The sequence below is a fragment of the Kitasatospora sp. NPDC059408 genome, assembly GCF_042751525.1.
Taxonomy (GTDB): Bacteria; Actinomycetota; Actinomycetes; order Streptomycetales; family Streptomycetaceae; genus Kitasatospora.
In genome coordinates this window covers 18,895-45,878 of record NZ_JBHYWI010000078.1, presented here as the reverse complement: position 1 = coordinate 45,878, position 26,984 = coordinate 18,895, and the positions used below count along the sequence as shown (strand labels likewise).

The 26,984-nt window shown below is 74.1% G+C and carries 22 protein-coding genes; 11 read left to right on the top strand and 11 right to left on the bottom strand.

Annotated elements, in window-relative coordinates; all coding sequences use genetic code 11:
• The 6 genes from ACFXDE_RS35420 to ACFXDE_RS35395 all read left to right on the top strand — a co-directional run.
• Positions 1-429: electron transfer flavoprotein subunit beta/FixA family protein (locus ACFXDE_RS35420; protein WP_380498555.1), on the top strand; the 429-nt coding region annotated here is incomplete at its 5' end.
• Positions 430-477: 48 nt separating this feature from the next.
• Positions 478-1,440, top strand: coding sequence for an electron transfer flavoprotein subunit alpha/FixB family protein (locus ACFXDE_RS35415; RefSeq protein ID WP_380498554.1), 963 nt, complete (start codon positions 478-480; stop codon positions 1,438-1,440).
• Positions 1,441-1,667: 227 nt separating this feature from the next.
• On the top strand, positions 1,668-3,137 hold the full coding sequence (locus tag ACFXDE_RS35410; RefSeq protein ID WP_380498553.1) for an acyl-CoA synthetase: 1,470 nt from the start codon (positions 1,668-1,670) through the stop codon (positions 3,135-3,137).
• Between the two features lie 226 nt (positions 3,138-3,363).
• Positions 3,364-4,248 carry a C40 family peptidase gene (locus ACFXDE_RS35405; RefSeq protein WP_380498552.1) on the top strand — a complete coding sequence of 295 codons (885 nt, stop codon included), beginning with the start codon at positions 3,364-3,366 and terminating at the stop codon, positions 4,246-4,248.
• Between the two features lie 557 nt (positions 4,249-4,805).
• A complete protein-coding gene (locus tag ACFXDE_RS35400) occupies positions 4,806-5,873 on the top strand; it encodes an NUDIX domain-containing protein (protein ID WP_380445643.1) in 1,068 nt (355 codons plus the stop codon).
• A 164-nt stretch (positions 5,874-6,037) separates the two neighbouring features.
• Complete coding sequence (locus ACFXDE_RS35395) at positions 6,038-7,045, top strand: DUF4184 family protein (RefSeq protein ID WP_380498551.1); 1,008 nt, start codon at positions 6,038-6,040, stop codon at positions 7,043-7,045.
• Here ACFXDE_RS35395 and ACFXDE_RS35390 read toward each other — a convergent pair.
• A complete protein-coding gene (locus tag ACFXDE_RS35390; protein ID WP_380498550.1) occupies positions 6,996-8,360 on the bottom strand; it encodes a dipeptidase in 1,365 nt (454 codons plus the stop codon). The genes ACFXDE_RS35395 and ACFXDE_RS35390 overlap by 50 nt on opposite strands.
• Before the next feature lie 389 nt (positions 8,361-8,749).
• Here ACFXDE_RS35390 and ACFXDE_RS35385 point away from each other — a divergent pair, with 389 nt between their 5' ends.
• Entirely contained in the window at positions 8,750-9,961 is a 1,212-nt protein-coding gene (locus tag ACFXDE_RS35385; RefSeq protein WP_380498556.1) for a geranylgeranyl reductase family protein, read from the top strand.
• Between the two features lie 95 nt (positions 9,962-10,056).
• On the opposite strand, the gene ACFXDE_RS35380 is transcribed toward ACFXDE_RS35385, so the two are convergent.
• The 5 genes from ACFXDE_RS35380 to ACFXDE_RS35360 form a co-directional block, all read right to left on the bottom strand.
• Entirely contained in the window at positions 10,057-10,785 is a 729-nt protein-coding gene (locus ACFXDE_RS35380) for a hypothetical protein (RefSeq protein WP_380498549.1), read from the bottom strand.
• A gap of 187 nt (positions 10,786-10,972) precedes the next feature.
• Complete coding sequence (locus ACFXDE_RS35375) at positions 10,973-11,188, bottom strand: hypothetical protein (RefSeq protein WP_380498548.1); 216 nt, start codon at positions 11,186-11,188, stop codon at positions 10,973-10,975.
• Positions 11,189-11,434: 246 nt separating this feature from the next.
• Positions 11,435-13,738, bottom strand: a complete 2,304-nt coding sequence (locus tag ACFXDE_RS35370) for a glycosyl hydrolase family 18 protein (protein WP_380498547.1) — start codon at positions 13,736-13,738, stop codon at positions 11,435-11,437.
• A 304-nt stretch (positions 13,739-14,042) separates the two neighbouring features.
• A complete protein-coding gene (locus ACFXDE_RS35365) occupies positions 14,043-14,450 on the bottom strand; it encodes a RidA family protein (protein ID WP_380498546.1) in 408 nt (135 codons plus the stop codon).
• A gap of 114 nt (positions 14,451-14,564) precedes the next feature.
• The gene (locus ACFXDE_RS35360) at positions 14,565-15,425 is read right to left on the bottom strand and encodes an ATP-grasp domain-containing protein (protein WP_380498545.1); all 861 of its coding nucleotides are present in this window, start codon (positions 15,423-15,425) and stop codon (positions 14,565-14,567) included.
• Between the two features lie 177 nt (positions 15,426-15,602).
• Here ACFXDE_RS35360 and ACFXDE_RS35355 point away from each other — a divergent pair, with 177 nt between their 5' ends.
• Positions 15,603-16,376, top strand: coding sequence for an enoyl-CoA hydratase family protein (locus tag ACFXDE_RS35355; RefSeq protein WP_380445634.1), 774 nt, complete (start codon positions 15,603-15,605; stop codon positions 16,374-16,376).
• Positions 16,377-16,445: 69 nt separating this feature from the next.
• Here the strand turns inward: ACFXDE_RS35355 and ACFXDE_RS35350 are convergent, their stop codons facing one another.
• The gene (locus ACFXDE_RS35350) at positions 16,446-17,249 is read right to left on the bottom strand and encodes a maleylpyruvate isomerase family mycothiol-dependent enzyme (protein ID WP_380498544.1); all 804 of its coding nucleotides are present in this window, start codon (positions 17,247-17,249) and stop codon (positions 16,446-16,448) included.
• 265 nt (positions 17,250-17,514) lie between these two features.
• Between ACFXDE_RS35350 and ACFXDE_RS35345 the strand changes: the two genes are divergently transcribed.
• Positions 17,515-18,270, top strand: coding sequence for an acyltransferase (locus ACFXDE_RS35345; RefSeq protein ID WP_380445632.1), 756 nt, complete (start codon positions 17,515-17,517; stop codon positions 18,268-18,270).
• A 32-nt stretch (positions 18,271-18,302) separates the two neighbouring features.
• Here ACFXDE_RS35345 and ACFXDE_RS35340 read toward each other — a convergent pair whose 3' ends face one another.
• Both ACFXDE_RS35340 and ACFXDE_RS35335 read right to left on the bottom strand, forming a co-directional pair.
• Positions 18,303-18,956, bottom strand: coding sequence for a HutD family protein (locus ACFXDE_RS35340; protein WP_380498543.1), 654 nt, complete (start codon positions 18,954-18,956; stop codon positions 18,303-18,305).
• A 136-nt stretch (positions 18,957-19,092) separates the two neighbouring features.
• Positions 19,093-20,319, bottom strand: coding sequence for an MFS transporter (locus ACFXDE_RS35335; RefSeq protein ID WP_380498542.1), 1,227 nt, complete (start codon positions 20,317-20,319; stop codon positions 19,093-19,095).
• Positions 20,320-20,336: 17 nt separating this feature from the next.
• Between ACFXDE_RS35335 and ACFXDE_RS35330 the strand changes: the two genes are divergently transcribed.
• A complete protein-coding gene (locus ACFXDE_RS35330) occupies positions 20,337-21,614 on the top strand; it encodes an ROK family protein (protein ID WP_380445629.1) in 1,278 nt (425 codons plus the stop codon).
• Positions 21,615-21,781: 167 nt separating this feature from the next.
• Entirely contained in the window at positions 21,782-22,936 is a 1,155-nt protein-coding gene (locus tag ACFXDE_RS35325; RefSeq protein WP_380498541.1) for a PLP-dependent cysteine synthase family protein, read from the top strand.
• A 107-nt stretch (positions 22,937-23,043) separates the two neighbouring features.
• On the opposite strand, the gene ACFXDE_RS35320 is transcribed toward ACFXDE_RS35325, so the two are convergent.
• Both ACFXDE_RS35320 and ACFXDE_RS35315 read right to left on the bottom strand, forming a co-directional pair.
• Positions 23,044-24,240, bottom strand: coding sequence for a hypothetical protein (locus ACFXDE_RS35320; RefSeq protein ID WP_380498540.1), 1,197 nt, complete (start codon positions 24,238-24,240; stop codon positions 23,044-23,046).
• Between the two features lie 74 nt (positions 24,241-24,314).
• Positions 24,315-26,801, bottom strand: a complete 2,487-nt coding sequence (locus ACFXDE_RS35315; protein ID WP_380498539.1) for a right-handed parallel beta-helix repeat-containing protein — start codon at positions 26,799-26,801, stop codon at positions 24,315-24,317.
• Between the last annotated feature and the right edge of the window lie 183 nt (positions 26,802-26,984).

The window sequence follows — 26,984 nt, the reverse complement described above, 5'->3', positions numbered from 1 at the left end:
ATGGCGTCGACGGACGGTTCGATGGGTGTGCTGCCGGCGCTGCTGGCGGAGCGTCTGGGCGTGCCGCAGGTGACGCTGCTGTCGGAGGTGTCGGTGGAGGGCGGCGTGGTGCGGGGCCGTCGTGACGGTGACGCGGCGACGGAGTTGGTCGAGGCGTCGCTGCCGGCGGTCGTGTCGGTGACGGACCAGTCGGGCGAGGCCCGGTACCCGTCGTTCAAGGGCATCATGGCGGCGAAGAAGAAGCCGGTGCAGTCGCTGGACCTGGACGACCTGGGCATCGAGGCGGACGAGGTCGGTCTGGCGGGCGCGTGGACGGCGGTCGACTCGGTGGTGGCGCGTCCGGCGCGCACCGCGGGCACGGTCGTCAAGGACGAGGGCGAGGGCGGCAAGCAGCTCGCCGCCTTCCTCGCGGACCAGAAGTTCATCTGAGCCGCGCCCCCCACACCCCGCCCCAGCGAAACACGGAGACATTGAGCAATGGCTGAGATTCTCGTTCTGGTCGACCACGCCGACGGTGTGGTCCGCAAGCCGGCCCTGGAGCTGCTGACCCTGGCCCGCCGCATCGGCGAGCCGTCGGCGGTCGTCCTCGGTGCCGGTGGTGCCGCGGCCGACATCGCCGCCAAGGCCGCCGAGTTCGGCGCCGCGAAGGTGTACGTCGCCGACGGCGCCGAGTTCGCCGACCAGCTGGTCGTCCCCAAGGTGGACGCCCTGGCCCAGATCGCCAAGACCGTGTCGCCCGCCGCGGTGCTGGTCACGTCCTCCGGCGAGGGCAAGGAGATCGCTGCCCGCGTCGCCCTGCGGATCGGCTCCGGCATCATCACCGACGCCGTCGACCTGGAGGCCGGCGACGGCGCTCCGGTCGCCACCCAGTCGGTGTTCGCCGCGTCCTTCCAGGTGAAGTCCACGGTCACCAAGGGTGCGCCGGTCATCACCGTCAAGCCGAACGCCGTCGCCCCGGAGGCCGCCCCGGCCGCCGGCGCCGTCGAGAACGTGTCGGTGGAGTTCACCGGCAACGCCGCCAAGGTCGTCTCGCGCACCCCGCGCGTGTCCACCGGCCGCCCGGAGCTGACCGAGGCCGCCATCGTGGTCTCCGGCGGCCGCGGCGTCGGTGCCGCCGAGGGCTTCGGCGTCGTCGAGGAGCTCGCCGACTCGCTCGGCGCGGCCGTCGGCGCCTCGCGCGCCGCCGTCGACGCCGGCTGGTACCCGCACACCAACCAGGTCGGCCAGACCGGCAAGCAGGTCTCGCCGCAGCTGTACATCGCGGCGGGCATCTCCGGCGCGATCCAGCACCGGGCCGGCATGCAGACCTCGAAGACCATCGTGGCCGTCAACAAGGACCCCGAGGCCCCGATCTTCGAGCTGGTCGACTACGGCGTCGTCGGCGACCTGTTCGCCGTCCTGCCGCAGCTCACCGCCGAGGTGAAGGCCCGCAAGGGCTGATCCGCCCCGCGGGGACGGAGGGCGTGGTGCCGGGTGCTCGGTGCCACGCCCTCCGGCGTTCCCGGGCCGCCCCGCTGTTCACGGGCCGCTGGTCCCGTCCTGCTGTTCCCGGGTCGCTGGTCCCGGGCTGCTGGTCCCGTCCCGTTGGTCCCGTCCCGCTGTTCCCGGGCGTTCGCGGCGGGCCCGTAGAGTCGGCGCGACACCTGTGGAGAGGCGAGGACGGACGCATGGCACTGCTGACGGCACTTCAGGGCGGCTTCGGGGACTCCGCCGACGCGCTGCGGATCGACGGGCGCGCGTTCTCGCGGGAGGACCTGCTGGGCGCGGCGACCGCCGTGGCCGACCGGGTCGCCGGTGCCCCCGCGCTCGCGGTGCTGGCGCGGCCGAGCGTCGAGACCGTCACCGCCGTGGTCGGCGGCCTGTTGGCGGGCGTGCCCGTGGTGCCGCTGCCGCCCGACTCCGGGCCGAAGGAGCGCGAGCACATCCTGCGCGACTCGGGGGCCGCGCTGCTGGCGCACGCCATCGGGGACAGCGCGGTCGAGGACATCGCGGTGGGCGCCGCGGCGGCGGGCGCGGCGGCGGCGGGCGTGTCGGGCGGCGTCGAGGCGCTGCCGGTCGATCCGGCGGCGCGTTCCGCGACGACGTACGCCGAGCCGGCCGGGGATGCCGCCGGGTTCGTCCTCTACACCTCCGGCACCACGGGCGCGCCGAAGGGCGCGGTGATCCGCCGCGAGGCCGTCGCCGCCGACCTGGACGCGCTCGCCGCCGCCTGGCAGTGGACCGCCGGGGACACGCTCGTCCACGGCCTGCCGCTCTTCCACGTCCACGGCCTGGTGCTCGGCGTGCTCGGCGCCCTGCGCACCGGCAGCCGCCTCGTCCACACCGGCCGGCCCACTCCCGCCGGGTACGCGGCCGCCGGTGGCAGCCTGTACTTCGGCGTGCCGACCGTCTGGTCCCGGCTGGCGGCGGACCCGGAGGCCGCGTCCGCCCTCGCCGGCGCCCGGCTGCTGGTCTCGGGCAGTGCGCCGCTGCCCGTCCCGGTGTTCGAGAGGCTCGCGGAGCTGACCGGCCACGCCCCCATCGAGCGCTACGGGATGACGGAGTCGCTGATCACCGTCAGCACCCGGGCCGACGGCGAGCGCCGGCCCGGCAGCGTCGGCCTGCCGCTGGACGGCGTCCGCACCCGGCTGGTCGGCGAGGACGGCGCGCCCGTGCCGTCCGACGGGGAGACCGTCGGCGAGCTGCAGGTCGCCGGGCCGACCCTCTTCTCCGGCTACCTCAACCGGCCGGACGCCGACGCCGAGGCGTGGACCGCGGACGGCTGGTTCCGCACCGGCGACGTCGCGGTGATCGGCCCGGACGGCTTCCACCGGATCGTCGGCCGCGCCTCGGTGGACCTGATCAAGAGCGGTGGCTACCGGATCGGCGCCGGCGAGGTGGAGGCCGCGCTGCGCGACCACCCGGCCGTCGCCGACGCGGCGGTGGTCGGCGCGCCGGACGAGGACCTCGGGCAGGCCGTCGTCGCGTACGTCATCGCGGACGGTCCGGTGACGGGGGACCAGCTGACGGCGTTCGTGGCCGAGCGGCTGTCCGTGCACAAGCGGCCGCGGCGGGTCGTCCTGGTGCCCGAACTCCCAAGGAACGCCATGGGAAAGGTGCTCAAGAAGCAGCTGCTGGCGGAGTCCGGCGAGCGGTGATGAGGGGGCGTCGGGAACCGCTCCGGTGACGGGGGCTCACCCTGATGCCCCGTTCGGTGCTCACCCTTCGTGACCCTTCCTTTGGCTCACTCCACTGCGCGCCGGGTGCGGACGCGTGCCTAACGTGACACGCGACAGGACCGAATCGTCCGGTCCGTCCCCTTTGGGGTCGGTTCGACGGCTCGGACCACTCCGCGTTTCCGCAGCAGTGAAGGAAGTCAGCAGGATGACCACCGTCAACACCGGCGCACCGGATGCCTCCGACGAGCCGACCCGGCAGCACGCCACCACCCCCACCGCCGACCGCAGGGCCGCGGCCCGTCCCTCCCGGGCCGGGCGGGTGCGCCGCGGGATAGGCATGGTGGCCGTGATCGTCGCCGGCGCGGGTGTGATCGGCCTCGGCACCGGCGTGACCCCCGCGTCCGCCGAGTCGGCGCCGGCCCACGCCGGCTGGGACGGGTCGCGGTACTGGTTCAAGAACAGCAAGGGCGAGTGGCGCTGGACGACGCACTACAGCGTCTACAAGGCGCGCACCGGGGGCGGCTCGACGGCCAAGACGTCGTCCCCGACTTCCGGCGCGAAGTCCAACGGGGGGATCAAGCAGGGCTGGGACGGGTCGCGGTACTGGTTCAAGAACAGCAAGGGCGAGTGGCGCTGGACCACCCACTACGACATCTACCTCAACCGCACGGGAGGAGGGGGCTCGTCCTCGTCGTCCTCCTCCAGCGCGGCGCCGCCCGCGGCGGACCGGAACGTCGAGACGGCGATCCAGTTCGCGCTCGCGCAGCTCGGCAAGCCCTTCGAGATCGCGGGCAACGGGCCGGACGGCTACGACTGCTCCGGCCTGGTGCAGCAGGCGTTCCGGCGCGGCGGCATCGACCTGCCGCGGGTGGCCAACGACCAGTACGAGGCGACCACGCCGATCAACGCGGGCCAGCTGCGCCGCGGCGACCTGCTGTTCTGGTCGCCCGACGGCACGAGGCGGGGCATCCAGCACGTGGCGATCTACCTGGGCAACAACCAGTACGTCGAGGCGGCCCGGCCGGGGACCAACATCCGGATCTCGGGCATCAGCAGCGGCTACTACCCGGCCTACATGGGGCGTCCGTAGCCGCGTGAGCGGAGGGCGTTCGGACCTGTTCGGGCCCGAACGCCCTTTCCGTGTAAGGACATTGACCTCGGGAGGTGCCGGGTGAGAAGTCCGTCGGGCGGGGGAGGGCCCCGCGGGCGCCGGTGGTGTCGACCACGGTGACGGCTCGGCTCGGTGGCGGTGCGGGTCGGCGGCAGGTGTCGGGGGATCCGGTGCGAGGGCGGGGACGTGGAGGGCGTACGGTCGTGCGCGGGGGTGGTGCGCGTGGGGCGTGTGCCATTGTGTGAGCGCCGTTGTATCGGCGCGCGAGCCGGCTTGATGGGGCGCGGCGGGGGCGGGCCGTAGGCGTGCGAAGCGCGCACGGAGGCCTGCGCGAACGGTCGGCGCCGTCCGCCGCCCGGGCTCCTGGCCTGGGCACATGCCGCTGTCACGGGGCAGGCCGGGGCGGCGCAGTGGAGGGCGCGGGAAGGTATGGGGAGCCGCGCGGCGGGGGTACCACCACGGGTGGCGCTGGTTCGACGACGGGGGCGCCGCCCGGTGCGAACGGCATCGGGGGAAGTCGAGGGGCAGGGGACGTTGTGATCGTCTGGGTCAATGGCACGTTCGGGGCGGGCAAGACCAGCGCCTGCCGCGAGTTGGTGGAACTGCTTCCCGGGAGCACGCTGTTCGACCCCGAGCTGGTGGGGGCCGGGCTGCGGGGGATGCTCCCGGCCGACCGGCTGTCGGCGGTGTCGGACTTCCAGGACCTGCCGGCCTGGCGCCGGCTCGTCCCCGAGGTGGCGGCCGCGCTGCTCGGCGAGGTGCCGGGCCCCCTGGTGGTCCCGATGACCCTGCTCAGAGAGGACTACCGGGACGAGATCTTCGGCGACCTGGCCTCGCACGGCATCGCGGTGCACCACGTCGTCCTGGATCCCGAAGAAACGATCCTGCGCGAGCGCATCGAGCAGCGCGACGCGTGCCCGGGCGACCCCGAGGCCAGTGACCGGGTCCGCCGGTGGGGCCTGGAGCACCTGCCGCGCTACCGCGCCGCCCGGCGCTGGCTGCTGCGCGACGCCCGCGCGCTCGACACCGGCGGGCTCACGCCGCGCGAGACCGCCGAACGGATCGCCGACCTCGTCCGCGACGGCGCCGCCCGCTGCCCGATCGTCCAGACGCCCGACCCGACCGAGGACACCGTCGCCTCCGCCGTCCTGTTCTTCGACGAGCAGGACCGCGTGCTCCTCGTCGATCCGGTCTACAAGCCCGACTGGGACTTCCCGGGCGGCGTCGTCGAACGCGGCGAGGCCCCCACCGACGCCGCCCTGCGCGAGACCGCCGAGGAACTCGGCCTGCGGCTCGACCCGGCCGCCCTGCGGCTGCTCGCCGTCGACTGGGAGCCGCGCACCGGGCCGCGCCGCGGCGGCCTGCGGCTCATGTACGACGGCGGGCTGCTGGACGCCACCGCCCGGCAGGGGCTCCTGCTCCAGCGGGAGGAGCTGCGGAACTGCCGCTTCGTCACGCTGGACGAGGCCGCCGACCTGCTGCCGCCGAGTCGGTACCGGCGGCTGGCCGCGACCCTGGACGCCCGGCGCAGCGGGGAGCTGCGGTACCTGGAGGCGGGGCGGCGCGTCGCGGCGGGGCTGGCCAGGGCGGCGGACGCGGCGTAGGCGGGCGAGGGGCCCGGTGCGAGGGCCCGGTGCGAGGGGCGCGGGGCGAGGGGGGCGGAGCAGTGGGGCGCGGGGCGGCGGAGTGCCCCGGAACGGCGGAGCGCCTCCAAACGGTAGGGCGTGGGTGGTCGGCGGGCCGGGGCGGGAGCGGGCAGGATGGGCGCATGCCGTTCACGTTCAGCCACCCCGCCGCCGTCCTGCCCCTGCTGCGCGCCGCCGGGGAGCGCGGGCCGCTCGTGGCGTCGGCGCTGGTCGCCGGGTCGATGGCGCCCGACGTGCCGTTCTTCGCCGAGTCCCTGCTGCCCGGGGTGTACGGGCACGGCGGGTTGACGCACCGGTGGTGGGCGGTGCCGACGCTGGACGTGGCGGTCGCGGGCGCGCTGGTGGCGGGCTGGCACGGGCTTCTGCGGGGGCCGCTCGTGGCGCTGCTGCCCGAGCGGTGGGCGGGAGCGGCGGAGGCGCTGACGGTTCCGCGCGGTGGCGTGATGGCGGTGGCGCGCCGTGGCGGCCCGGAGGCGGCGGCACGAGCGGGGTGGTTCGCGGTGTCGGCGGCGGTCGGCGCGGCCACGCACGTGGGGTGGGACGCCTTCACCCACGAGGGGCGGTTGGGGGTGCGGCTGCTGCCGCTGCTCGACCGGGAGGTGGCCGGTGTGCCGCTCTACTCGGCTCTGCAGTACGGGAGTTCGGCCCTCGCGCTCGCGGCCGTGGGCGGCTGGGCGGTGCGCGCGGCGCGGGCCGTCGAGCCGGTGCGGCCCGCCGTCGTGCTCTCGCCGACGGGCCGGAGGGCCGCCGTCGTGGCGCTGGGCCTGGCGACGGCGGCCGGGGTGGCGCACCGGATCAGCCCGCTGCGCCGCGGCCTGATCCCGGAGTTCTGCTTCGGCGCCGGGGCCGGGCTCGCGGTGGGTGCGGCCGGTTACGCGGCGGCCGTCGCGGCCGTGGTGGCGGCCAGGGGCCGGCGACTGGGAGCAGCCGCCGGCCGGGCGGCGGGCGCGGTGCCCGGTGCGTCTCCGGGGGCGCCGGGCGGCGCGCTGGGCGGCGCATCGTCCGGTGGGTCGTCCGGTGGGTCGTCCGGTGGGTCCTCGGGGCGGCGCGTGCCCGCCGCGGGGGCGGGCACAACCTCCGTCAGGCGGAGCGCAGCTCGGCGTAGTGACGCAGGAACAGGGCCTCGCTGAGGGCCATCAGCTCCAGCTCCTTCGGGTCCACGCTCTCGTTGACCGCGTGGATCTGGGTGGTCGGCTCCTCCACGCCGATCAGCACGATCTCGGCCTGCGGGTACAGCGTGCGCAGCGTGTCGCAGAGCGGGATCGAACCGCCCTCGCCGGAGACGACCATCGGGGTGCCGAAGGCCTCGGCCATGGCCTTGCCCATCGCCTCGTAGGCCGGGCCGGTGGTGTCGGCGCTGAACGCCGCGCCGTTGCCCTGGCGCTCGACCGTCAGGTGCGCGCCGAGCGGCACGTGCGCCTCCAGGTGGGCGACCAGCAGGTCCTGGGCGGCGGCCGAGTCGGTGCCCGGCGGCACCCGCAGGCTCACGAGCGCCTTGGCGGTGGCCTGCACGGACGAGGTCGCGCCGATCACCGGCGGGGCGTCGATGCCGAGGACGGTGACGGACGGGCGGGCCCAGAGCCGGTCGGCGACGGAGCCGGTACCGGTGAGGGCGACGCCGTCCAGCACCTTGGCGTCGGCGCGGAACTGCTCCTCCGGGTACTGCACGCCCTCCCAGGTCTGGCCGGTGGCCAGCCCGGCGACGGCGACGTCGCCGTTCTCGTCGTGCAGCGAGGCGAGCACCTTCACGAGGGACTGCAGCGCGTCCGGGGCGGCGCCGCCGAAGGCGCCGGAGTGCAGGTTGCCGGCGAGGGTGGTGAGGGAGACCTCGACGACCGTCATGCCGCGCAGCGACGCGGTGACGGTGGGCAGGCCGGGGGCGAAGTTGCCGGTGTCGCCGATGACGATGACGTCGGCGGTGAGGAGCTCCGGGTGCGCCTCGGCGTACTGCTGGAGGCCGCCGGTGCCCTGCTCCTCCGAGCCCTCGACGATGATCTTCAGGCCGACCGGGTACGCGTCCCCGTACACCTGGCGCAGGGCGCGCAGGGCGGTCAGGTGCATCAGGATGTTGCCCTTGCAGTCGGCCGCGCCGCGGCCGTACCAGCGGCCGTCACGCTCGGTCAGTTCGAAGGCGGGGCTCAGCCAGGCGTCCTCGTCGAGCGGCGGCTGGACGTCGTAGTGCGAGTACAGCAGGACCGTCGGCGCGCCCTCGGGGCCGGGGAGCTCGGCGTAGACGGACTGGGTGCCGTCCGGGGTGTCGATCAGCTGCACGTTGGTCAGGCCCTCGGCGGCGAACGCCTCGGCGGTCCAGCGCGCGGCCTTCTCGCACTCCTCGACCGGGAACTGGCGCGGGTCGGCGACCGACGGGAAGGCGACCAGCTCGGCGAGGTCGGTGCGGGCGCGGTCCATCAGGGACCGGACGGCGTCGGCCAGGGGCTGTGACATCGGGGCTGCTCCGGGGACGGGGCCGCCCGAGGGATGGTCCGGGCGGGTACGGGCGGTTGGGGTACCGCCGATCATAGGCGGAGCGGCGGGCGGGGGTGGGCGGGTGAGGGTGCGGTGCGGGTGCGGCGGTGTGGTGCGCCGGTGTGGTGCGGGGTGGTCGCCGTGGTGTGGTGCGGCTCGGCAGGGAGCGGTGCGGACGCATAGGATTGCTCGACGTGACTGACTCCGGAAGCTCCGATTCCCGCAGCCCGCTCGACGCCGAGGCGTCCGAACTGCCGACGGCGTCCGAGGCGTCGGAAGCGTCCGAGGCGCCCGAGAGACTCGTCCGGCCTTCCGACGGTCCGTCGGATCCGGGGCCCGACACGCTCGACTCGGGTGACGCAGCCGACGTGGTCGACTCGCGTGACGCAGCCGACGCGCTCGACGCGGTCGACGGCGTCTGGGACGTCGTGGTGGTCGGCGCCGGACCGGCCGGGGCCTCGGCCGCGCACGCCGCCGCCGTCCAGGGCCGCCGGGTGCTGCTGCTCGACAAGGTCGAGCACCCCCGCTACAAGACCTGCGGCGGCGGGATCATCGGCCCCTCCCGGGACAGCCTGCCGCCGGACTTCCGGCTGCCGCTCCAGGACCGCGTGCACGCCGTCACCTTCGCCTACCGGGGGCAGTACACCCGGACGCAGCGTTCGAAGCGGATGCTGTTCGGCCTGGTCAACCGCGACGAGTTCGACCTGCGCCTGGTGCAGGCGGCCAAGCAGGCGGGCGCCGTGCTGGTCACCGGTGTGACCGTCACCGGCGTCGAACAGCGCGGCGGGGACCACCGCACGGCGCTGGTGACGGCCGCCGACGGGCGCCGGTTCGAGGCGCGCGCGGTGGTCGGCGCGGACGGCAGCGCCAGCCGGATCGGCCGGCACGTGGGGGTCACCTTCGACCAGATCGACCTGGGCCTGGAGGCGGAGATCCCGGTGCCGCCGCAGGTCGCCGCCGACTGGGCGGGCCGGATCCACCTCGACTGGGGCCCGCTGCCCGGCAGTTACGGCTGGGTCTTCCCGAAGACCGAGTCGAGCAGCCTGACCGTCGGCGTCATCTCGGCGCGCGGCGACGGGGAGGGGACGAAGCAGTACCTCGCCGACTACGTCCGACGGCTGGGCCTGTCCGGCTTCACGCCGAGCGTCGAGTCCGGCCACCTGACCCGCTGCCGGGCCGAGGACTCGCCGCTCTCGCGCGGCCGGGTGCTGGTCGCCGGGGACGCGGCCGGCCTGCTGGAGCCGTGGACCCGCGAGGGCATCTCGTACGCGCTGCGCTCGGGCCGGCTGGCCGGCGAGTGGGCCGTGAAGGTCGCCGAGGCGGGCGACGCGGCCGGGGTGCGGCGCGAGGCGCTCAACTACGCGTTCGCCATCAAGGCGGGCCTGGGCGTGGAGATGCGGGCGGGCAAGCAGCTGCTGGCGGCCTTCGAGCGCCGGCCGTACCTGTTCCACGCCGCGGTCTGCCTGGTGCCGGCCGCCTGGCGCGCCTTCGCCCGCACGACCCAGGGGCACACGACCTTCGCCCAGGTGCTGCGCCAGTACCGCGCGGCGCGCAGGCTGTCGGCGCTCGCCTCGCGGTAGCGCGGCGGTTCGATGGCGCGGCGGTTCGGTGGCACGGTTCCGCAGGACGGATGGACCGGAGGGCCGGCGTTCCCGAGAGGGAGTCGCGTCGGCCCTCAGGTCCGTTCCGGCGGCCAGGGGAGTGCGTCGCGTTCGAGGGTGCGGGCGATCCTGGCGCGCAGCCGCGCGGCCGACGGCTCCTCGTCCACGGAGCGGAGGAGGGTTTCGACCAGGGCGCGGGATCGCTCTACCTGGTCGGCGAGTTCACGGTTCTGCCGTTGAACGGCGATGAGCTCGTCCATCAGGGCGATCACGCGTTCCTGGGCCGCGATCAGCTGCTGTTGGACGGTCGCGAGGGCCTCGCCCGGTTCGGGCGCCGTGATGTTGATGCCGCCGTGGACCGTGCCGGAGATGACAACGCCGCCACCACTGCTGAACTGGCCCTCGGAGGGCGGATCCTGCTCGGCAGGAAGGCGCGTCGCGATGGCGATAGGCGGATCCTGTTCGGCCGGGAGGCGGGTCAGGGTAGCGCTGTGCGCAGCCCGCTCCCAGAGCTGTCGCGCGCCTGCGCGCCGGCGTGCGCGGAGCTCGGACTCGGGCACGGTCGTCGCCCTGAGGAGGTCGACGACGAAGTCCCAGTCACTCGCCAGATTGGTACCAGCGAGCCGACGGGCGATCGTCGCCCGGCCGTGCGGCAGGCGCTGCGCGAGTTCGCTGATCGAGAGGCCGGCCTTGTCGACCCATGACCGCAGCTCCATTGCCAGCGCCCTGACTTCGGGCGACTCGCCCCGGATCGGGCCCCACGGGCGGCCGCGCCGTGTGACGTCCTGCGTTTCCTCGGCCATGGCCCGCCGTTCCCCCGATCCGTTCGCCGTCCTGTCTCGCGGTGTCTCGCCGTCTCGCATTGTCTCGTGATGGTCGAGCGACAATGTGCTGGGCGTGGTGCGCCGATGGCGGACCGCGTATCGTGGCTGGTTGAGCAACACGAACCCGCCCCGAGGGTCCAATCTGCAGGGCGGGGCCGTGGTCATCTCACCGCTCGAGGGGGTCGGTGCCGGACGGCAGTTCGGTATCGATCCCCTTGACGCGCACGTACAGCTTCAGGAGATCGACCGCGATCCGGACCGTGAACCTTCCGGCGGGCGACTGCAGCCACGTTCCCGTGGCCTCGTACGCCCGACGCAGGTGCATCCCCGCCGTGCGGGCCTTGCCACGCAGGCCGCCGGGCGGCGACGAGCGCTCTTCCATGGTCCCTCCCCGGGAGGTTCGGCTCCGGGAGACCCGGGGCCGCGAGCCCGACCCTGTGCCGGGCCCGGTCAGGGTGGGGAGGGGTGACGCCGTCTCAGCGTAGCGTGCCGCGCCCGTCTTGTCTCTCGGGTGTCGTGAGACGTGCGTCATCTGATGGTGACTCAACTCGTTTGATTTGTGCCGGACATGGAAGTGCCGGGGCCTGGCGAGGCGGTTCCCTCGCGGCCCCGGCAGGTGCCGGTCCGGCTACTGGAGGCCGGTGTCGATCGCGGACATCAGGGTGCCGGTCGGGGTGTCGCCGGACATCTCCCAGATCATGCCGCCCAGGAGGTTCTTGGACTTGAGGTAGGCCGTCTTCCCGGCGATCGACCAGGCGTCGTCGAACGTCCACCACTGGCCGCCGGCGCCCGTGTAGCCGTAGGTCGCGACGGCCTGCGGGTCGTGGTGGACGGTCAGGTCCGGGACGCTGGTGATGAGGTTGCCGTACCCGCGAGTGCCGGCCTCCTCCGCGAACTGGCCCGGCGCCGCCCCGGTCGCGGACTGCCAGGTGCCGGACGCGCCGCCGTCGGCCACGCCCTGCCAGCCGCGGCCGTAGAACGGGAAGCCGATGGTGAGCTTGCGCGGGTTGACGCCGGCCCCGAGGTAGGCCTGGACCGCCGCGTCCACGCTGAAGTGGAACGGATACGGGTCCTTGGGGTCGGCGTTGAGGTTGGCCTGGTGGCCGGTGCGGTTGGGCTCCCACGAGTTGTCGCTGCCGGAGCCGTGGAAGTCGTAGCCCTGGACGTTGGCGATGTCGAGGGAGTCGAAGATCTTCGTGAGGTCCCAGCCCGCGCCGATCTTCGCCGGGTCGGCCGGGGTGAAGGCGGTGAGCAGCCGGTGCGGGCCGCCCAGCGCGTCGAGCTGCTTGCGGAACTCGGCCAGCAGCAGGGTCAGGTTCGTCTTGTCGTCGGCGCTCCAGTGGTTGCCCGCGTGGCCGTCGCCGGAGCCGGGCCACTCCCAGTCGAGGTCGATGCCGTCGAAGATCCCGGCCGCCGTGCCGGGGCCGCCCGCGCCGTTGTAGGCGGGCAGGTTGCCCTTGATCCACACGTCGATGCAGGACCGGACGAACTTCTGCCGGGAGGCGTCGCTCGCGGCGACGTCCGAGAAGAACGTGGAGTACGTCCAGTCGCCGAGCGAGACGACCACCTTCAGGTTCGGGTACTTGGCCTTGAGCTTCTTCAACTGGTTGAAGTTGCCGCGGAGTTTGCCCCAGCCGTCGTCGGCGACGCCGTCCACCGACTGGTCGGCGCTCATCGGGCGGGCGTAGTCGGCGTCGGCGTCGCCCGCGCCCGTCCCCTGGCCGGGGTCCTGGGGGTTGGACGTGGTGCCCTTGGTGACGCCGGCGAGGCAGGTCAGGTTGGTCGGATCGATGTTCTCGAAGGCGTAGTTGACGACGTCGAGCTTGGCTGCGCTGCCGGAGGTGTCGAGGTTCTTGACGAAGTACTGGCGGCCGTAGATGCCCCACTGGACGAAGTAGCCGACGCGGGCGTACTTCCCGGCACCGACCAGGTCGGAGGTGGTGACGGCGAGCGGTGCGGACGCGGGCGAGGAGACGTCGCCCGGATTGCGGGCCTTGACGGTGAACGTGTAGGCGGTGGACGGGGAGAGGCCGCCGACGGTGGCCGTGAGCGTGCTCCCACCGACCGTCACCGCGAGGGCGCCCCCCTGGTAGACGTCGTACGCGGCGACGCGGACGCTGTCGGTCGAGGCGTTCCAGGCGAGCGTGACGTCGGACGAACTCACCGCGGTGGAGCGGAGGTTGGCCGGTGTCGTGGGCGGATTCGGGTCGGTCGACGGGTCGAAGGTGGCGGCGGTGACGGGCGCGCTCGGCCCGCTCGTGTTGCCGCGGGTGTCCTTGGCGCGGACGGTGAGCGTGTACGTGGTGGCCGGGGTGAGGCCCGTGACCACGGCACTGGTGGTGGTGCCGGAGCCGACGACGGTGGCGCCGTTCAGCACGTCGTACGAGGCGACCGGGAAGTCCCCGGCGGTCGCGGCCGGCCAGCCGAGCGTGAGCGTGTGCGCCGTCGACTCGGTGACCGACGGCGTACCGGGCGCGGACGGCGGGACATCGGCGCTGCCGTCGCACTTGTCGCCGTTGACACGGCAGTTGAGGGGCGTGGCGACAGGGCCGCTGCCCACGAACCAGAAGCTGTACGGCTCGGTGGTGCCGTGCGCGGGGACGCTCGCGTTGTAGAACGCGTTGGTGGCCGTGACGTGCCGGCCGTTCACGGTGGCCGTGCCGTTGTAGGTGTTGCCGATGGTGACACCGGCCGGGAGGTCGAACTCCAGCGTCCAGCCGGTGACGGCGGCCGCGTTGTCGTTGTGGACGACGTACGTGCCCTGCCACCACGAGCCGTTGTCGGCGGTGGTGAAGACGGCGGTCAGCCTGCCCGTGGCCTGGGCCGGGGTGGCCAGCGCGGTGAGCGCGGCCAGGGGGAGGAGCAGGACGGAGAGCAGCGCGAGCAGCCTGCTGCGCACGCGTGGGCGCCCCGCCCGGGATCGAGCGGACATGGTTCTCCCTGTGTCTGTGGGGGTTGGACAGGGTGGAGTAGAACCGGTGCTGGTGATCCGTGTGCGATCGGTGCCCGCGCCGTGGGGGCGGGGCATGGGCACTGTAGGAGGACTGGACCAATGCGTCAACAGGTCTGAACCACTGGGGAGTTGCTTGGTGGACGGCGCCGCGGGTGGGGGCGGGCGGGTGGGGGTGGACCTCGCCATGGTTCCCGCCGTCCGGTGGGCGCGGGCGGCGGGAACCAGGGGTGTGTCGGGGGCTTGCTGTCGGGAACCCAGGGGTGTGTCGGGGCTTGGTGGCGGCCTACTCCTGGACGAGGGCGAACGCCTCGATCTCGATCAGCACCTCGGGCAGGAACAGCGCCGCGACCTGCACCGCGGAGCTGGCCGGCGGGTTGGCGGTGTTCACGTGCTCGTCGCGGGCCTCGCGGATGGCGGGCAGGTAGGCGATGTCGGTGACGAAGATGGTGAACTTCACGACGTCGTCGAAGCCGGCGCCGGCCGCGGCCAGGCAGCGGCGCAGGTTCTCGAACACCTGGCGCGCCTGCGCCTTCGGGTCGCCCACGCCGACGAGGTTGCGGTGCTCGTCGAAGGCCACCTGGCCGGAGACCTGGACCAGGCGGCCGGTGCCGGTGACGACCTGGGTGTAGCCGGCGCCGGGGGCGACGCCGGGCGGCTCGGTGATGTGGGTGAGGTGCTGGTTGGTGGTCATGCGGGCCATCGTGGCGCATGGCGGGACGCTGCCGCACCCGTCTTTCGCCTTTCCTCGGAGGAGCGTGACGTATGGGCGGGCGGGGCGGCTGCGGGACGCGCGACCCGCCAGGGATCAGCGCACGATCTCGGGCAGGTCGCGCAGGAACGGGCGGTCGGCGGCGGGGAGTTGCGCGAGCGGTCCGGCGGCGCGCAGCACGACGTCCAGGACGCCCTCCGGGTCGGCGGCGTAACCACCGCTGGCCCAGGCCGCGTTGGCCTCGACCACGGCCCAACCTCCGTCCGTCGGGCCGACGTCCACCACGGCGGCGCTGGGCAGACCGGGCCCGTCGGCGGCGAGGACGTCGGCGGCGAACGCGAGGACCTCGCCCGCGTCCGCGCCGAGCGGCGCGACGCTCAGCTCCCCGTCCACCGCGTACCGGGAGGCGGCCCGGACGGTGCCGTCCAGGACGAACAGCCGGTACTCGCGCCGGAACCGCACCACCTCGCTCACCTGCACCGGCGTGTCGCCGTCCAGCACCTCGGGCCCGGGCAGCGCGGCACCGTCCTCGTAGACGCGGGCGGCGAACACCTTGTCCGCCGGCGGCTTGACGAACGCGGGACCGCGCAGCTCCCGTGCCTCGGCCAGCGTCGTGCAGGACACCCGGCGCCCGGTCAGCTCGCGCGGCAGGTCGCCGAGCCAGGTGGCGGCCGGCTCCAGGAGCGCGAGCCCGAGCGCCCGTCCGACGGCGTCGCCGAACAGCGGCCCGCCGTACACGTACACGGGTGCCGTCGAACCGAGCAGCTCCTCCGGCGCCTGCCAGGACGTCGCCGTGAACGCGCGCAGGCCGCGGCGGCCGGCGGCGGTGCGCAGCTGGAGGCCGGTCTCGTTGATCCGGGGCGCGAGGAGCAGGACGGCGCTGGCGGCCCCGGTCCCGGGCGTGGCTCCGGGCGTGGCTCCGGGCGGCGTGGGTGCGGGGGCGTTCATGGTGCTCATGGCGTCGATGGTGCCGCCGGCGGTGTGGCGCCCACCACCGGTTTTCCGCCCATTGCGTCCCTGGTGGCTCTGGCCGAGGGGCCGGTGGGCGTGCCAGAGTCGTGCGGGCGCCGTCCGGGCACCCCCGGACGGCGCCCGCGGTCCGACCCACCCTCAGCCGGAAAGCAGGCCCCGCCGATGACCAGCGAAGCGCCGTTCGTCCACGTCACCACCGCCGACGCCGTCACCACCCTGACCCTCGACTCGCCGCACAACCGCAACGCGCTCTCCACCCGCCTGATGGCCGAGCTGCACGCCGGCCTGGCGCTCGCCGCGGCCGACCCGGACGTCCGGGCGGTGGTGCTCGGGCACACCGGCAAGGTGTTCTGCGCGGGCGCGGACCTGTCCGAGGCCACCGGCGCCGACCCGACGGTCGGCCCGCGCGGCCTGGTCGAGCTCCAGCGGGCGATCGTGGACTGCGCGAAGCCGGTGATCGCCGTGATCGACGGGCACGTGCGGGCCGGCGGCCTCGGCCTGGTCGGCGCGGCCGACCTCGCCGTCGCCGGACCGGCCGCCACCTTCGCGTTCACCGAGGTCCGGCTCGGCCTCGCGCCCGCCGTCATCTCCCTGCCGCTGCGCCCCAAGCTCGACCCGCGCGCCGCCTCCCGCTACTACCTCACCGGCGAGGTCTTCGACGCCGCCGAGGCCGCGCGGATCGGGCTGATCACCCGCGCCACGGCGTCCGCCGAGGACACCGGCACCGCGCTGAAGGAACTGCTGGACGCGCTGCGCCAGGGCTCGCCGCAGGGGCTCGCGGAGTCCAAGCGGCTGGCGAACGCCGAGGTCGTGCGCTCCTTCGAGCGTGACGCGGACGAGCTGGTGGAGCTGTCGGCGCGGCTGTTCGGCTCGGCGGAGGCGCAGGAGGGGATGCGGGCGTTCCTGGAGAAGCGGCCCGCGCGCTGGGTGCGCTGACGCGGCGGGCCGTCCCCCCGTTCTCCCGATCTCCCGTTATCCGGTTCCTTTGTGCGGCCGGACCGGTTCTCAGCCGATGCCGGCCGTCTCGCGCCACAGGCGCAGCAGGTCCTCGTCCCCGGTGTACGTGGTGGCTCCGGCGTGGTCGGCCGGGAGACGGTTCCAGAGCAGCGGGTAGAGCTCGTGGGCCGGGCCGGCGATGGTCAGGTCCGCGGGCTCGGCCGGGGCTCCCGGTTCGCCCGGTGCGCCCGGGCCGTTCGGCGCGTCCGTGGTGACGGTCACCACCGGCTCCTGGCTGATCGTCACCCGCCAGGCGCCGGGGCCGTCGGTGGCCCGGACCAGGACGGTGCGGGGCTCCTCGCTGCGCAGCTTCGAGCGCGGGCGGACGAGGAACCCGCGCAGCAGCTCGTCGACGCCGTCCAGGGCGAGCGCGGTGTCCGCCCGCGGGCCCTCGGTGCCGGCCGCCGCGTCGGCGTCGAGGCGGTGGATGGCCGTCTCGTGCGCCTGGCGGCGGGCCCAGAACGCCAGTGGGCTGGGCGCGGGGAGGAAGAACCAGCAGTCGACGTCGGCGGGCGCGGCCACCAGCGTGTCCACCAGGGCGGCGTGGCCCTCGCGGTACCAGTCGAGCAGCGCAGCGTCGGACGGCACCGGGCCGACCGGCTCGCTCCCGCCGTCCAGGTCGAGCGGTTCCCGCAGGCCCCGGGCGGGGTGGGCGGCGGCCCAGCGGTGGACCGTGCCGACGTGCCGCAGGAGGTCGGCGACCTGCCAGTCCGGGCAGGTCGGGACGGGGGCGGTGAGGCCGGCGCGGGCGGCGGCGTCGGCCAGCAGGGCGCCTTCGAGGCGCAGGGCGTCGATGTGCTCGGAGATGTCCATGGTCCGGAGTGTTCCACGGCGGGCGGACATCGGGTCGGGGTGATCGGGAGCGGATGTGTGTGCGGGCTGCGGGGGTTGAGGGTCGGCGCGGGGTGCGGGGCGTGCGTGCGGTGGGTGCGAGTGCGACTGCGGGTGCGGGTGTGGGTGCGGGTGTGGGACGTACGTGCGGCGGGTGGGGGCCGGGGTGCGGGGGTGGCGTGTGGGCCGGGTGTGATGTTGGCCGCCCGGCGGCCGGACGGACCCTACGGGCCGGTAACGTGAGCGCATGCCGAAAACCCGTTCCCTCGTCTCCGCCGTCCGGGCCGGCGGCCGGCGTGCAGCCGGACGCCTCGTGCACCGGGGCTGGCGCTGGGTGCAGCGGACCGGCGCGGTCAGCAACCAGAACCCGGGCCCCTACCGCTTCGGCGAGTTGGGAGACGGGACGACGCTCGCGTTCCCGCTCGGGGCGGTGTTCAACGAGCAGTGGATCACGATCGGACCGTTCTCGATCATCGGCGAACGGGTCACCATCAGCGCCGGCTTCCTGCCCGGCCTCGACCTCGGGCCCGACCCGATCGTGCGGATCGGCGGCGGCTGCGTGATAGGCCGCGACAGCCACATCGTCGGGCACCAGTCGATCGTCCTCGGTGACGACGTGTGGACCGGGCCCGGCGTCTACATCTCCGACCAGGCGCACGAGTACCGCGCCACCGACCTGCCGATCGGCAAGCAGTGGCCGCGCAACGAACCCGTCGAGATCGGCTCGGGCAGCTGGATCGGCACCGGCGCGGTGATCCTGCCGGGCGCCCGGATCGGCCGGAACGTGGTCGTGGCCGCGGGCGCGGTGGTGCGCGGCGAGGTGCCCGACCACAGCGTCGTCGCGGGCGCGCCGGCCAAGGTCGTGCGGCGCTGGACGCCCGAGGACGGCTGGCAGCCGCCGCTGCGCCACGAGCCGCCGCAGCCGGTGCCGGACGGTGTGACGGCGGAACAGCTGCGCGCCCTGGTGGGGTGGGACCTGCGCCTGCCGGGCGAGTCGGCCTGAGGGTGGGGCCGGGCGCCTGACGTCCGGCGCCGTCAGGCGGCGGGGCGGAAGGTGATGACGGCGGTGACGCCGTCGGGCCGGAGCGGGAGCGGGCCGGGGTGCCGGAGCAGGGCGGCGTCGTACCGGGCGAGGTCGGTGGCGTCGTTGGTGGCGTCATCGGTGGCGGTGGCTGTGTCGGTCGCGGTGTCGGTCGCGGTGTCGACTGAGGAATCGGTCGAGGCGTCGATGGTGGTGGAGCCGGCGAGGCAGACCACGAGGACAGAGCCGCCCGGCGGCACGTCGGCGGATGCGGGCGCGGTCACGAGGGTGACCTCGGCGGTGACCTTTCCGCGACGGGTCATCACGTTGAAGTCGACCACCGGGCCGGCGAGCAGGCGGCAGTCCGTGCTGGCGTCGCCGGGGAAGGCGAAGGGCCGGTAGGGCGCGTCGATCCGGTGCTCGGCTCCGTCGACCGTGAGCACCATGCCGGGGCCCTCGACCAGGGTGATCACCCGGTCGATGCCGGGGAACGGGGAGAACGGACCGGCGGTGGCGACGTCCGCCAGGCTGACCCGCCACTCGAAGCCGTCCAGCGCGGCCCCGGCGGGGAAACCGGCGACCTCCCGGGTCACCCCGCCCCCGTTGAGCCATGCCGTGGCCGGGCGCTCGCTCGCCCGGAGTGTCTGGATCCGCCCGGTGGTCATCATGGGCGGCATCATGCCATTGCGGGTGGGGGTGGGTAACGGCGGACGGGCGACGGCGAACAGATGACAGAAAACAGATAACAGAAAACAGATGTTGAAATCTGTCAGCTGTTATCTGTCCGCCGTCCGCCGTCCGCCGTCAGCGCCGCCGCACCGTCAGCGGCAGGAGCGCCCCTGCCGCCGCCGCGACCGCCACGGTGGTGAGTGCGAGCGGGAGGCCGGCCGCGTCGGCGAGGAAGCCGATGACCACCGGCCCGATCAGCATCCCGCCGTACCCGAGCGTCGACGCGAGCGCGACGCCCTGCGGCCCGCCGGCCGAACCCGCCCGGGCGATGGCGAGCGGGAACAGGTTGGCCAGGCCCAGGCCGACCAGGACGAACCCGCCGATGGCGAGCGGCACCGACGGCGCGAGCGCCGCGACCAGCATGCCGGCCGCCGCGGTCAGGCCGCCCAGGAGCATCAGCCGGGTTTGCCCGAGCCTGATGGACAGCCAGGTGCCGCCGACCCGCCCGCTGGTCATGGCGAACGCGTACGCCGCGTAGCCCGCGGCGGCCGTCCCGGCGCTCGCGTGCACGTCGTCGGTGAGGTGGAGCGTCGTCCAGTCGGCGATCGCGCCCTCCCCGTACGCGGTGCACAGGGCGGTGAGGCCGAGCAGGACGACGATCAGCCCGGCGCGCGGGCCGGCGCCACCGGTCTCGTCCGCGCTGCTCCCGCCCGCGACCTGCGGCGCGTTCGGGCTGCGCAGCAGGACGACGCCCGCCGCCGCCGTGATCACGAGGCCGAGCAGCCCGCCGAGGGCGAGCGTCCAGGAGGCGCTGAGGGTGCCGGCGAGGAGTCCGCCGACGCCCGCGCCGACCAGGCCGCCGAGGCTGTACCCGGCGTGGAAGCTGGGCATGACGGGCCGCCGGAGCTGTGCGACCAGGTCGACGGCGGCGCTGTTCATGGCGACGTTCGCGCCGCCGTATCCCGCGCCGAACAGCAGCAGGACACCGCCGAGCGCGGCCACCGAGTGCGTGTGTGCGGGCAGCGGCACGGCGAGGCTGAGCAGGGCGAGCGAGCCGACGGTGACCGGCCGCGAGCCGTACCGCAGGCAGAGCCGGCCGACCACCGGCATGGTGAGGACGGCGCCGATCGACAGGCAGAGCAGGGCGAGTCCGAGGGCGCTGTGCGAGGCGTTGACCTGGCTGCGGACATCCGGGATCCGGACCACCCAGGTGGCGAAGAGGAAGCCGTCGACGGCGAAGAACGCGGTCAGTGCGAGGCGCGCCGGACTCCAGGGGCTGTCCGTTCGCGGGGGTGTGCTGCGAGACTGGTGGGAGTTCCGGTCGGTGGGGGCAGAGGCACGGATTTTGTTTCGAAGCGGCACAAAGTCACAATAGGGTCGTGCAGCTCTCATCATCAAGTCCGAAAGCGGGCCCAGGGACCGACTCCGAGGCGCAGCGCGACGCCCACCGCCGTGCCGCCCCCGATCGCGGTCGGACGCTGCTCGGCCCCGCGCTCTCGCTCATCCACACCGGTCAGACGCCGACCCGTTCCGCGCTCACCCGGGCGCTGGACGTCACGCGCGCGACCGCCGGCGCCGTCACGGCCGAGCTGGAGGCGCTGGGCCTGATCACGGTCGACTCCCGTCCTGCGGGTGGCGGGCGCGGACGCCCGTCGCACCGGCTCGCGATCGACCCGCAGGGCCCGGTGGTGATCGCGGGGCAGATCCACACGGACGGGCTGAGCGTCACGCTGGCCGGGCTCGGCGGGCTCCTGGACCCGCCGGTCCACCTGCCGCTGCCCGCCGCGACCGACCCGGTCCGGATGCTGCGCGCCGTCGCCCAGGCGGGCGCCGAGCTCGCCCGCTCCACCGGCCGCCGCTGCCTCGGCGCGGCGCTCGCGCTGCCCAACCCGGTCACCGAGCCGGACGGCACCGCGCTCGCCGCCCTGCACTTCGCCTGGCCGAGCGGCACGCCCGTGGCGGACCTGTACGACGTCGAAGTCGGCCGCGCCGACCACGGCCCGCACGCGCTCGACCCGCTGCCCACCGCCATCGCCAACGACGCCAACCTCGCCGCGCTCGCCGAGTACCGCCACGGCGCCGGGCGGGGTGCCCGTCACCTGCTCCTGGTCACGTCCGGGCACAGCGGCGTCGGTGGTGCGCTGGTCATCGACGGGCGGCTGCACACCGGCAGCGCCGGGCTCGCGCTGGAGGTCGGTCACCTCACGGTGGATCCGCAGGGCCGGCCCTGCGTGTGCGGCAACCGCGGCTGCCTCAACGCGGAGACGGACCCCGACGCGCTGCTCGCCGCCGCCGGGCTCACCCCCGAACCGGGGCGCGCGGTGCTCGACCAGGCGCGTGACCTGTGCCGGGCCGCGGCGACCGACGAGCGCGCGCGGGCCGCGGTCGAGCACGTCATCGACCGGCTCGGGCTCGGGCTGGCCGGCGTCGCCAACATCCTCAACCCGGACCGCGTCGTGCTCAGCGGTCTCCACCTCGACCTGCTGGAGGCGGCGCCCGAGCGGCTGCGCGCGGTCGTCGCCGAGCGCTGCCTGTGGGGGCGCAGCGGACGGGTGCCGATCGTCGGCGCCGAGCTGGCGGACAGCGCACTCGCCGGTGCGGCGGAACTGGCGTGGCGGCCTTACCTGGCGGACCCGCAGTCGGTGCAGGTGGGCTGACAGCGGTCCCGCGGGCCGGCGGCTCGGGTGGCTGGTCGGGGCATGGGGGCCGAGGCAGGGAGAGCCGGGCAGAGATAAGCGGAAGCTGGCGCTCCAAAAAACGTTACTTATTGTGACTGTCATATACTCGTAGTGAGCAGAGGGGGGTCAAGACGAGGAGAGTGACCATGAGCACCGAGCTGGGCGCCGAACTGGGCAGCGCGCCGGGCGGCGGACGCGGCATCGAGCCGACCGTCGACGTCGACCGCTCCGACGCGGACTACCGGGCCTGGCTCAAGGAGGCGGTGCGCAAGGTCCAGGCCGATGCCAACCGCTCCGCCGACACCCACCTGCTGCGCTTCCCGCTGCCGACCGAGTGGGGGATCGACCTGTACCTCAAGGACGAGTCCACCCACCCGACCGGCTCGCTGAAGCACCGCCTCGCCCGCTCGCTCTTCCTCTACGGGCTCTGCAACGGCTGGATCCGCCCGGGCAAGCCGGTGATCGAGGCGTCCAGCGGTTCCACGGCCGTCTCCGAGGCGTACTTCGCGCAGCTCGTCGGGGTGCCGTTCATCGCGGTGATGGCCAAGAGCACCAGTCAGGCCAAGATCGACCTGATCGAGTTCCACGGCGGCGAGTGCCACCTGGTGGAGCGCTCGGACGAGGTGTACGCGGCGTCCGCGCGGCTCGCGGAGGAGACCGGCGGCCACTACATGGACCAGTTCACCTACGCCGAGCGCGCCACCGACTGGCGCGGCAACAACAACATCGCCGAGTCGGTCTTCGCCCAGCTGCAGCTGGAGCCGCACCCGGAGCCGGCCTGGGTCGTCGCGACCGCGGGGACGGGCGGCACCTCGGCGACCATCGCCCGCTACGTCCACTACATGCAGTACGACACCCGGATCTGCGTCGCGGACCCGGAGAACTCCTGCTTCTTCGACGGCTGGGTGGACCACGACCCGGACGCTGTGTGCGCGAGCGGTTCGCGGATCGAGGGCATCGGGCGGCCTCGGATGGAGCCGAGCTTCGTGCCCGGCGCGATCGACCGGATGATGAAGGTGCCGGACGCGGCCTCGATCGCGGCGGTGCGGGTGCTGGAGCGGGTGCTCGGGAAGAAGGCGGGCGCCTCCACCGGGACGGGGCTGTGGAGCGCGCTGAAGATCGTCGCCGAGATGCGGGCGGCCGGTCGGCACGGCAGCGTCGTCAGCCTGATCTGCGACCCGGGCGACCGCTACCTGGACAAGTACTACTCCGACGACTGGCTGGCCGGCGAGCGGATCGACATCGCGCCGTACCGGGCAGCCCTGGAGTCGTTCCTGGCGGGCGGGGCCTGGGCGGGGTGACGGGGTAGGGCGAACGGATAACAGCTGACAGATAACAGATTTCGAAATCTGTTATCTGTCAGCTGTTATCTGTCAGCCGTCGCGCTTCCGCAAGTCCCTCCCCGCGTCTACCGCCACTCGAGGAAGTGGGCGTTCCAGCCGGCCGAGGTGAGGCTGTCCGGCGCCGGCACCTTGGTCGGTGCGGCCGGAGGTGTGGCCTGCGCGGTGTTCGCGAGGTAGACGGACACCTGTGGGGATCCCGGCTCGCTGGAGGCGAAGAGGAAGCGGTGGCTGTCGGGCGAGATCAACAGCCCGTGGTTCTCGTGGTCGTTGGCGGGCAGCAGGTTCTGGCCCGGCGTCGTCGCGTCCGGAGCGGCGGTGTAGAGGTTGCGGGCGTCCTGGCTGTCGCAGAGCAGCGTGTCGGGTCCGGTCCAGCCGACCGGGTCGCAGACCGCGGGCTTCCCCTTCTTCTCCTCGCTCATGCCGTTGACCGCGGGCCCCACCGACGCGGAGTCGAAGAGCGTCGCACCGACGGTCATCCGGCGGCCGTCGGGGGAGTCGAACCGGCTGCGGCCCAGTGCCACGGGCCCCTTGCCGGACGGCGGCGGGATCACGAAGGGCTCGGTGCCGGACTCGCCGTGCCAGTGGTCCACCAGTGCGTGGTCCCCGCTCACCGAACGGCTGCCCAGGTGCGTCTCGCTCGCGCTCCCGTTGCTGCTGGTCGCCTCGTAGGTGAACCACATCGTCGAACCGTCGGCGGAGAACGCGGCGTCCGTCTCCCGCGGCGTCATCCCGAAGCCCCCGTCGCCCGTCAGGTCGGTGAACGTCCGTGACCGGTCGACGTAGCCGACGTGCCGCGATTCACCTCCCGCGTTGATCGCGACGGCCATCCGCGTGTAGTCCCGGTCGAACAGCGCCCGGATGCCGGAGGCTTCACCGGCGACCTGGTACGGCGAGTGCTGCTCGCACAGTTCGTGCGTCACGTTGGTCATCACGGTGGGGGCCGGCAGGACGAAGAGGGCCTCGGCCAGCGGATGCCAGTCCCGCGTGTCCCAGCCGGTGACCTGGACCGCGCCACCGCTGGAGTTCTTGGTGCAGACGGCGGTCACCACCATGTTCGTCTTCTTCGAGAAGTCGCCGCTTCCCGCACCCGAGTTGCCCGTGTCACCCGCTCCGCCCGCGGCTCCCGCACTGGTCGCGGCGGGCGGGGCCGGCCGGCCGTTCCCGCCCTGGGTGCCCAGGGTCGGGTTGTTCCCGGACGAGCAGCCCGCAACTCCGGCCAGTACCAACAGGATCGAGGCGGCTATTCGCCTGCCGTGTGTCATCGTGTTTCCCCCGTCGCCGACTGTCGTGCCGTCCGGCAGTATGACGTACATGGGGCAAGAGACGTGACGGAATGTCAGGATGCGCGGGCTGCCGGAAGATCGGCCGGGACGAGGATCTGGAGCTCCTCGGTCGACGGGTCGGCCAGCTGGGCGACGCGCATCGCGTGCCGTTCGACCATCGTCTCGAAGACTTGCCGGGCCGTGCGCCCGTTGCCGAAGTTGGGGCCGCGCTCGATCGTGGCGAAGTGGTGCAGCAGCGCGTCCTCGGTGGCCTCGGTGAGGGCGTACTCGTGCTCGGCGCACTGGGCGCGGGCGATGTCGAGGAGTTCGTCCGCCGAGTAGTCGGCGAAGCTGATGGTACGTGAGAAGCGGGAGGAGACACCGGGGTTGGCGGACAGGAAGCGTTCCATCTCGGCGGTGTAGCCGGCGACGATGACGACGACCTCGTCCCGGTGGTCCTCCATGAGCTTGACCAGGGTGTCGATCGCCTCCCGGCCGAAGTCGCGGGCGCCGTCCTCGGGGGCGAGCGCGTACGCCTCGTCGATGAAGAGGACGCCGCCGCGCGCGCGGTCGAAGGCGGCGGCGGTGCGGATCGCGGTGGAGCCGATGTGTTCGCCGACGAGGTCGACGCGAGCGACCTCGACGAGGTGTCCGCGCTGGAGCACGCCGAGGGAGGCGAGGATCTCGCCGTAGAGGCGGGCGACGGTGGTCTTGCCGGTGCCGGGGGCGCCGGTGAAGACGAGGTGCCGCCGCAGCGAGGGGGCCTTGAGTCCGGCCTGGCGGCGGCGCCGGCCGACCGAGATCAGGTCGATGAGGGTGCGCACCTCCTCCTTCACGGTGGCGAGGCCGACGAGCGCGTCGAGTTCGGCGAGGGCTTCGTCGGCGGGCCGGCAGTCGGGGATCGGCGCGATCCCGGGCATGGCGGTGGGCGGGGCCAACGCCGCTACGGAGGTGGTCAGTTGGGCGGAGCGCGGTGCGGGTAGGTCCGTTGCTCCGGCGGCCGGTCCGAAGGCGGAACCGGCGGCCGGTCCGAAGGCGGAACCGGAGGCCGTCCCGAAGGCGGCCCCCGGCGCCGCGCCCGCGGCCGGCCCGACGTCGTCGGAGGTGCAGCCCTCGGCGACCGGCCCCGGTTCGGAGAACTCGAAGCCGGCCCGCTCGTTCTGTTCGGCCCGGCAGCGCAGGAGTTGGCTCCGGCAGCCGTCGATGATGTGGAAGCCGAAGCCCTTGCCGTGCGAGACCCGGCAGTCCTCGAAGGTGCCGCGACCCTGGGCCGAGACGTACACCCCGGCGTCGGTGCTGGCGCGGACGGTGCAGTCGCGCAGCACCGGGTCGGCGCCCTTGGTGACGATGACGCCGGTGGCGACGTCGGAGATCTCGCAGTCGGTGAGGATGCCGCCGCTGCCGTGGTCGCGGAACCACAGTCCGGTGCCGGCCTCCTGGACCCGGCAGGCGGTCAGTGTCACCTCGGCGCCGCCGCTGACGGAGACCGCCGAGCTGCGGATCCGGCTGAACGAGCAGCGGTCGGCGGTGGCGGCGGAGTCGCGGTCGAGGACGAACAGCGCGTCGGGCAGGTCGTGCAGGGCGCAGTCGGTGAGGGTGAGCCGGGCGCCGTCGCTGACCCACAGCGCCGGGTACTCGCCGGTGGAGCCGTGGATCTGGCTGGACTCGGCGACGGCCTCGGTGCCCTGGTCCCAGACGGAGAGCGCGCCGCGCCCGAAGTCGCGGACGGTGCTGTGGGAGAGGGTGAGCCGGGCGCGGCCGCGCAGGTCGGCGCCGTTCTCGGGCAGGTCGTGGACGCGGCAGCCGGTGAGGGTGAGTTCGGCCTCGCCGTCGAGGGTCAGGCCGTTGCCGGTGACGCGGTGGATCTCGCAGTCGACGAGCCGGCCGCCGGCGTGGGCCTCGGCCTGGACGCCGCTGCCGCGGATCTCGTAGATCTCGCAGCCGGTCAGTTCGGCGGCGCTGCCGGGGTCGGAGAGCAGGACGCCGGCGCCGGCGGTGTGGTGGACGCGGCAGCGTTCGAGGGCGGCGGTGGCGCCGCCGAGGACGGCGAGTCCGGCCTGGGCGGCGGCGGCGACCTCGCAGTCCTCGAACGCGGCGGCGGTGCCTTCGCCGCGCAGCCGCAGGCCGAGGCCGCCGGGGTTGGCGACGACGCAGCCGCGCAGGGTGGGGCGGGCGCCGCCGGTGATCTCGAACCCGCTGGCGGAGCGGCTCTCCACGCGGCAGCCGCTGAAGGAGGGGGCGGCCTCGGGGCCGGTGACGAGGACGGCGGGGACGGAGGTGTCGCCGCCCTCGACGACGAGGTCGCGGACGGTGGCCGAGGCGGTGACGGTCAGCGGCACGCCGGAGGGCGGGTCGATGCGGACGGTGCCGGGGCCCTGCGCCGGGACGATCGTCACGGGCTTGTCGAGCAGCACGTTCTCGCGGAAGGTGCCGGGGCGGACGGTCACGGTGTCGCCCGGTTCGGCGGCGGCGAGGGCCTCCGCGAGCGTGTCGTACTCGCCGGCGCGGCGTCGCCAGCGGGATGCGCTGTCCTGGGTGACCCGGACCCTGTGCTCAGCCATGACGGTCTGTCGTCCCCACCTTCGTCGAGCCGGCGATCATCGGGCCGTGGGGGGGGCGGGGGGGGGGGCGGGGGGGGCGGCCGCGGCGCGGGGCCCCGGGGCGGGGGCGGGGGGGGGGGCCGGGGGGGGGGGGGGGGGGGGGGGGGGCGGTGGTCATGGTGGTGGTGTGTTCCTTTCTTTGTG

Coding starts and splice junctions, on each gene's coding strand:
- ACFXDE_RS35415 (WP_380498554.1), top strand. CDS start 478: ATGGCTGAGATTCTCGTTCTGGTCGACCACGCCGACGGTGTGGTCCGC.
- ACFXDE_RS35410 (WP_380498553.1), top strand. CDS start 1,668: ATGGCACTGCTGACGGCACTTCAGGGCGGCTTCGGGGACTCCGCCGAC.
- ACFXDE_RS35405 (WP_380498552.1), top strand. CDS start 3,364: ATGACCACCGTCAACACCGGCGCACCGGATGCCTCCGACGAGCCGACC.
- ACFXDE_RS35395 (WP_380498551.1), top strand. CDS start 6,038: ATGCCGTTCACGTTCAGCCACCCCGCCGCCGTCCTGCCCCTGCTGCGC.
- ACFXDE_RS35390 (WP_380498550.1), bottom strand. CDS start 8,360: ATGTCACAGCCCCTGGCCGACGCCGTCCGGTCCCTGATGGACCGCGCC.
- ACFXDE_RS35380 (WP_380498549.1), bottom strand. CDS start 10,785: ATGGCCGAGGAAACGCAGGACGTCACACGGCGCGGCCGCCCGTGGGGC.
- ACFXDE_RS35375 (WP_380498548.1), bottom strand. CDS start 11,188: ATGGAAGAGCGCTCGTCGCCGCCCGGCGGCCTGCGTGGCAAGGCCCGC.
- ACFXDE_RS35370 (WP_380498547.1), bottom strand. CDS start 13,738: ATGTCCGCTCGATCCCGGGCGGGGCGCCCACGCGTGCGCAGCAGGCTG.
- ACFXDE_RS35365 (WP_380498546.1), bottom strand. CDS start 14,450: ATGACCACCAACCAGCACCTCACCCACATCACCGAGCCGCCCGGCGTC.
- ACFXDE_RS35360 (WP_380498545.1), bottom strand. CDS start 15,425: ATGAGCACCATGAACGCCCCCGCACCCACGCCGCCCGGAGCCACGCCC.
- ACFXDE_RS35355 (WP_380445634.1), top strand. CDS start 15,603: ATGACCAGCGAAGCGCCGTTCGTCCACGTCACCACCGCCGACGCCGTC.
- ACFXDE_RS35350 (WP_380498544.1), bottom strand. CDS start 17,249: ATGGACATCTCCGAGCACATCGACGCCCTGCGCCTCGAAGGCGCCCTG.
- ACFXDE_RS35345 (WP_380445632.1), top strand. CDS start 17,515: ATGCCGAAAACCCGTTCCCTCGTCTCCGCCGTCCGGGCCGGCGGCCGG.
- ACFXDE_RS35340 (WP_380498543.1), bottom strand. CDS start 18,956: ATGATGACCACCGGGCGGATCCAGACACTCCGGGCGAGCGAGCGCCCG.
- ACFXDE_RS35325 (WP_380498541.1), top strand. CDS start 21,782: ATGAGCACCGAGCTGGGCGCCGAACTGGGCAGCGCGCCGGGCGGCGGA.
- ACFXDE_RS35320 (WP_380498540.1), bottom strand. CDS start 24,240: ATGACACACGGCAGGCGAATAGCCGCCTCGATCCTGTTGGTACTGGCC.
- ACFXDE_RS35315 (WP_380498539.1), bottom strand. CDS start 26,801: ATGGCTGAGCACAGGGTCCGGGTCACCCAGGACAGCGCATCCCGCTGG.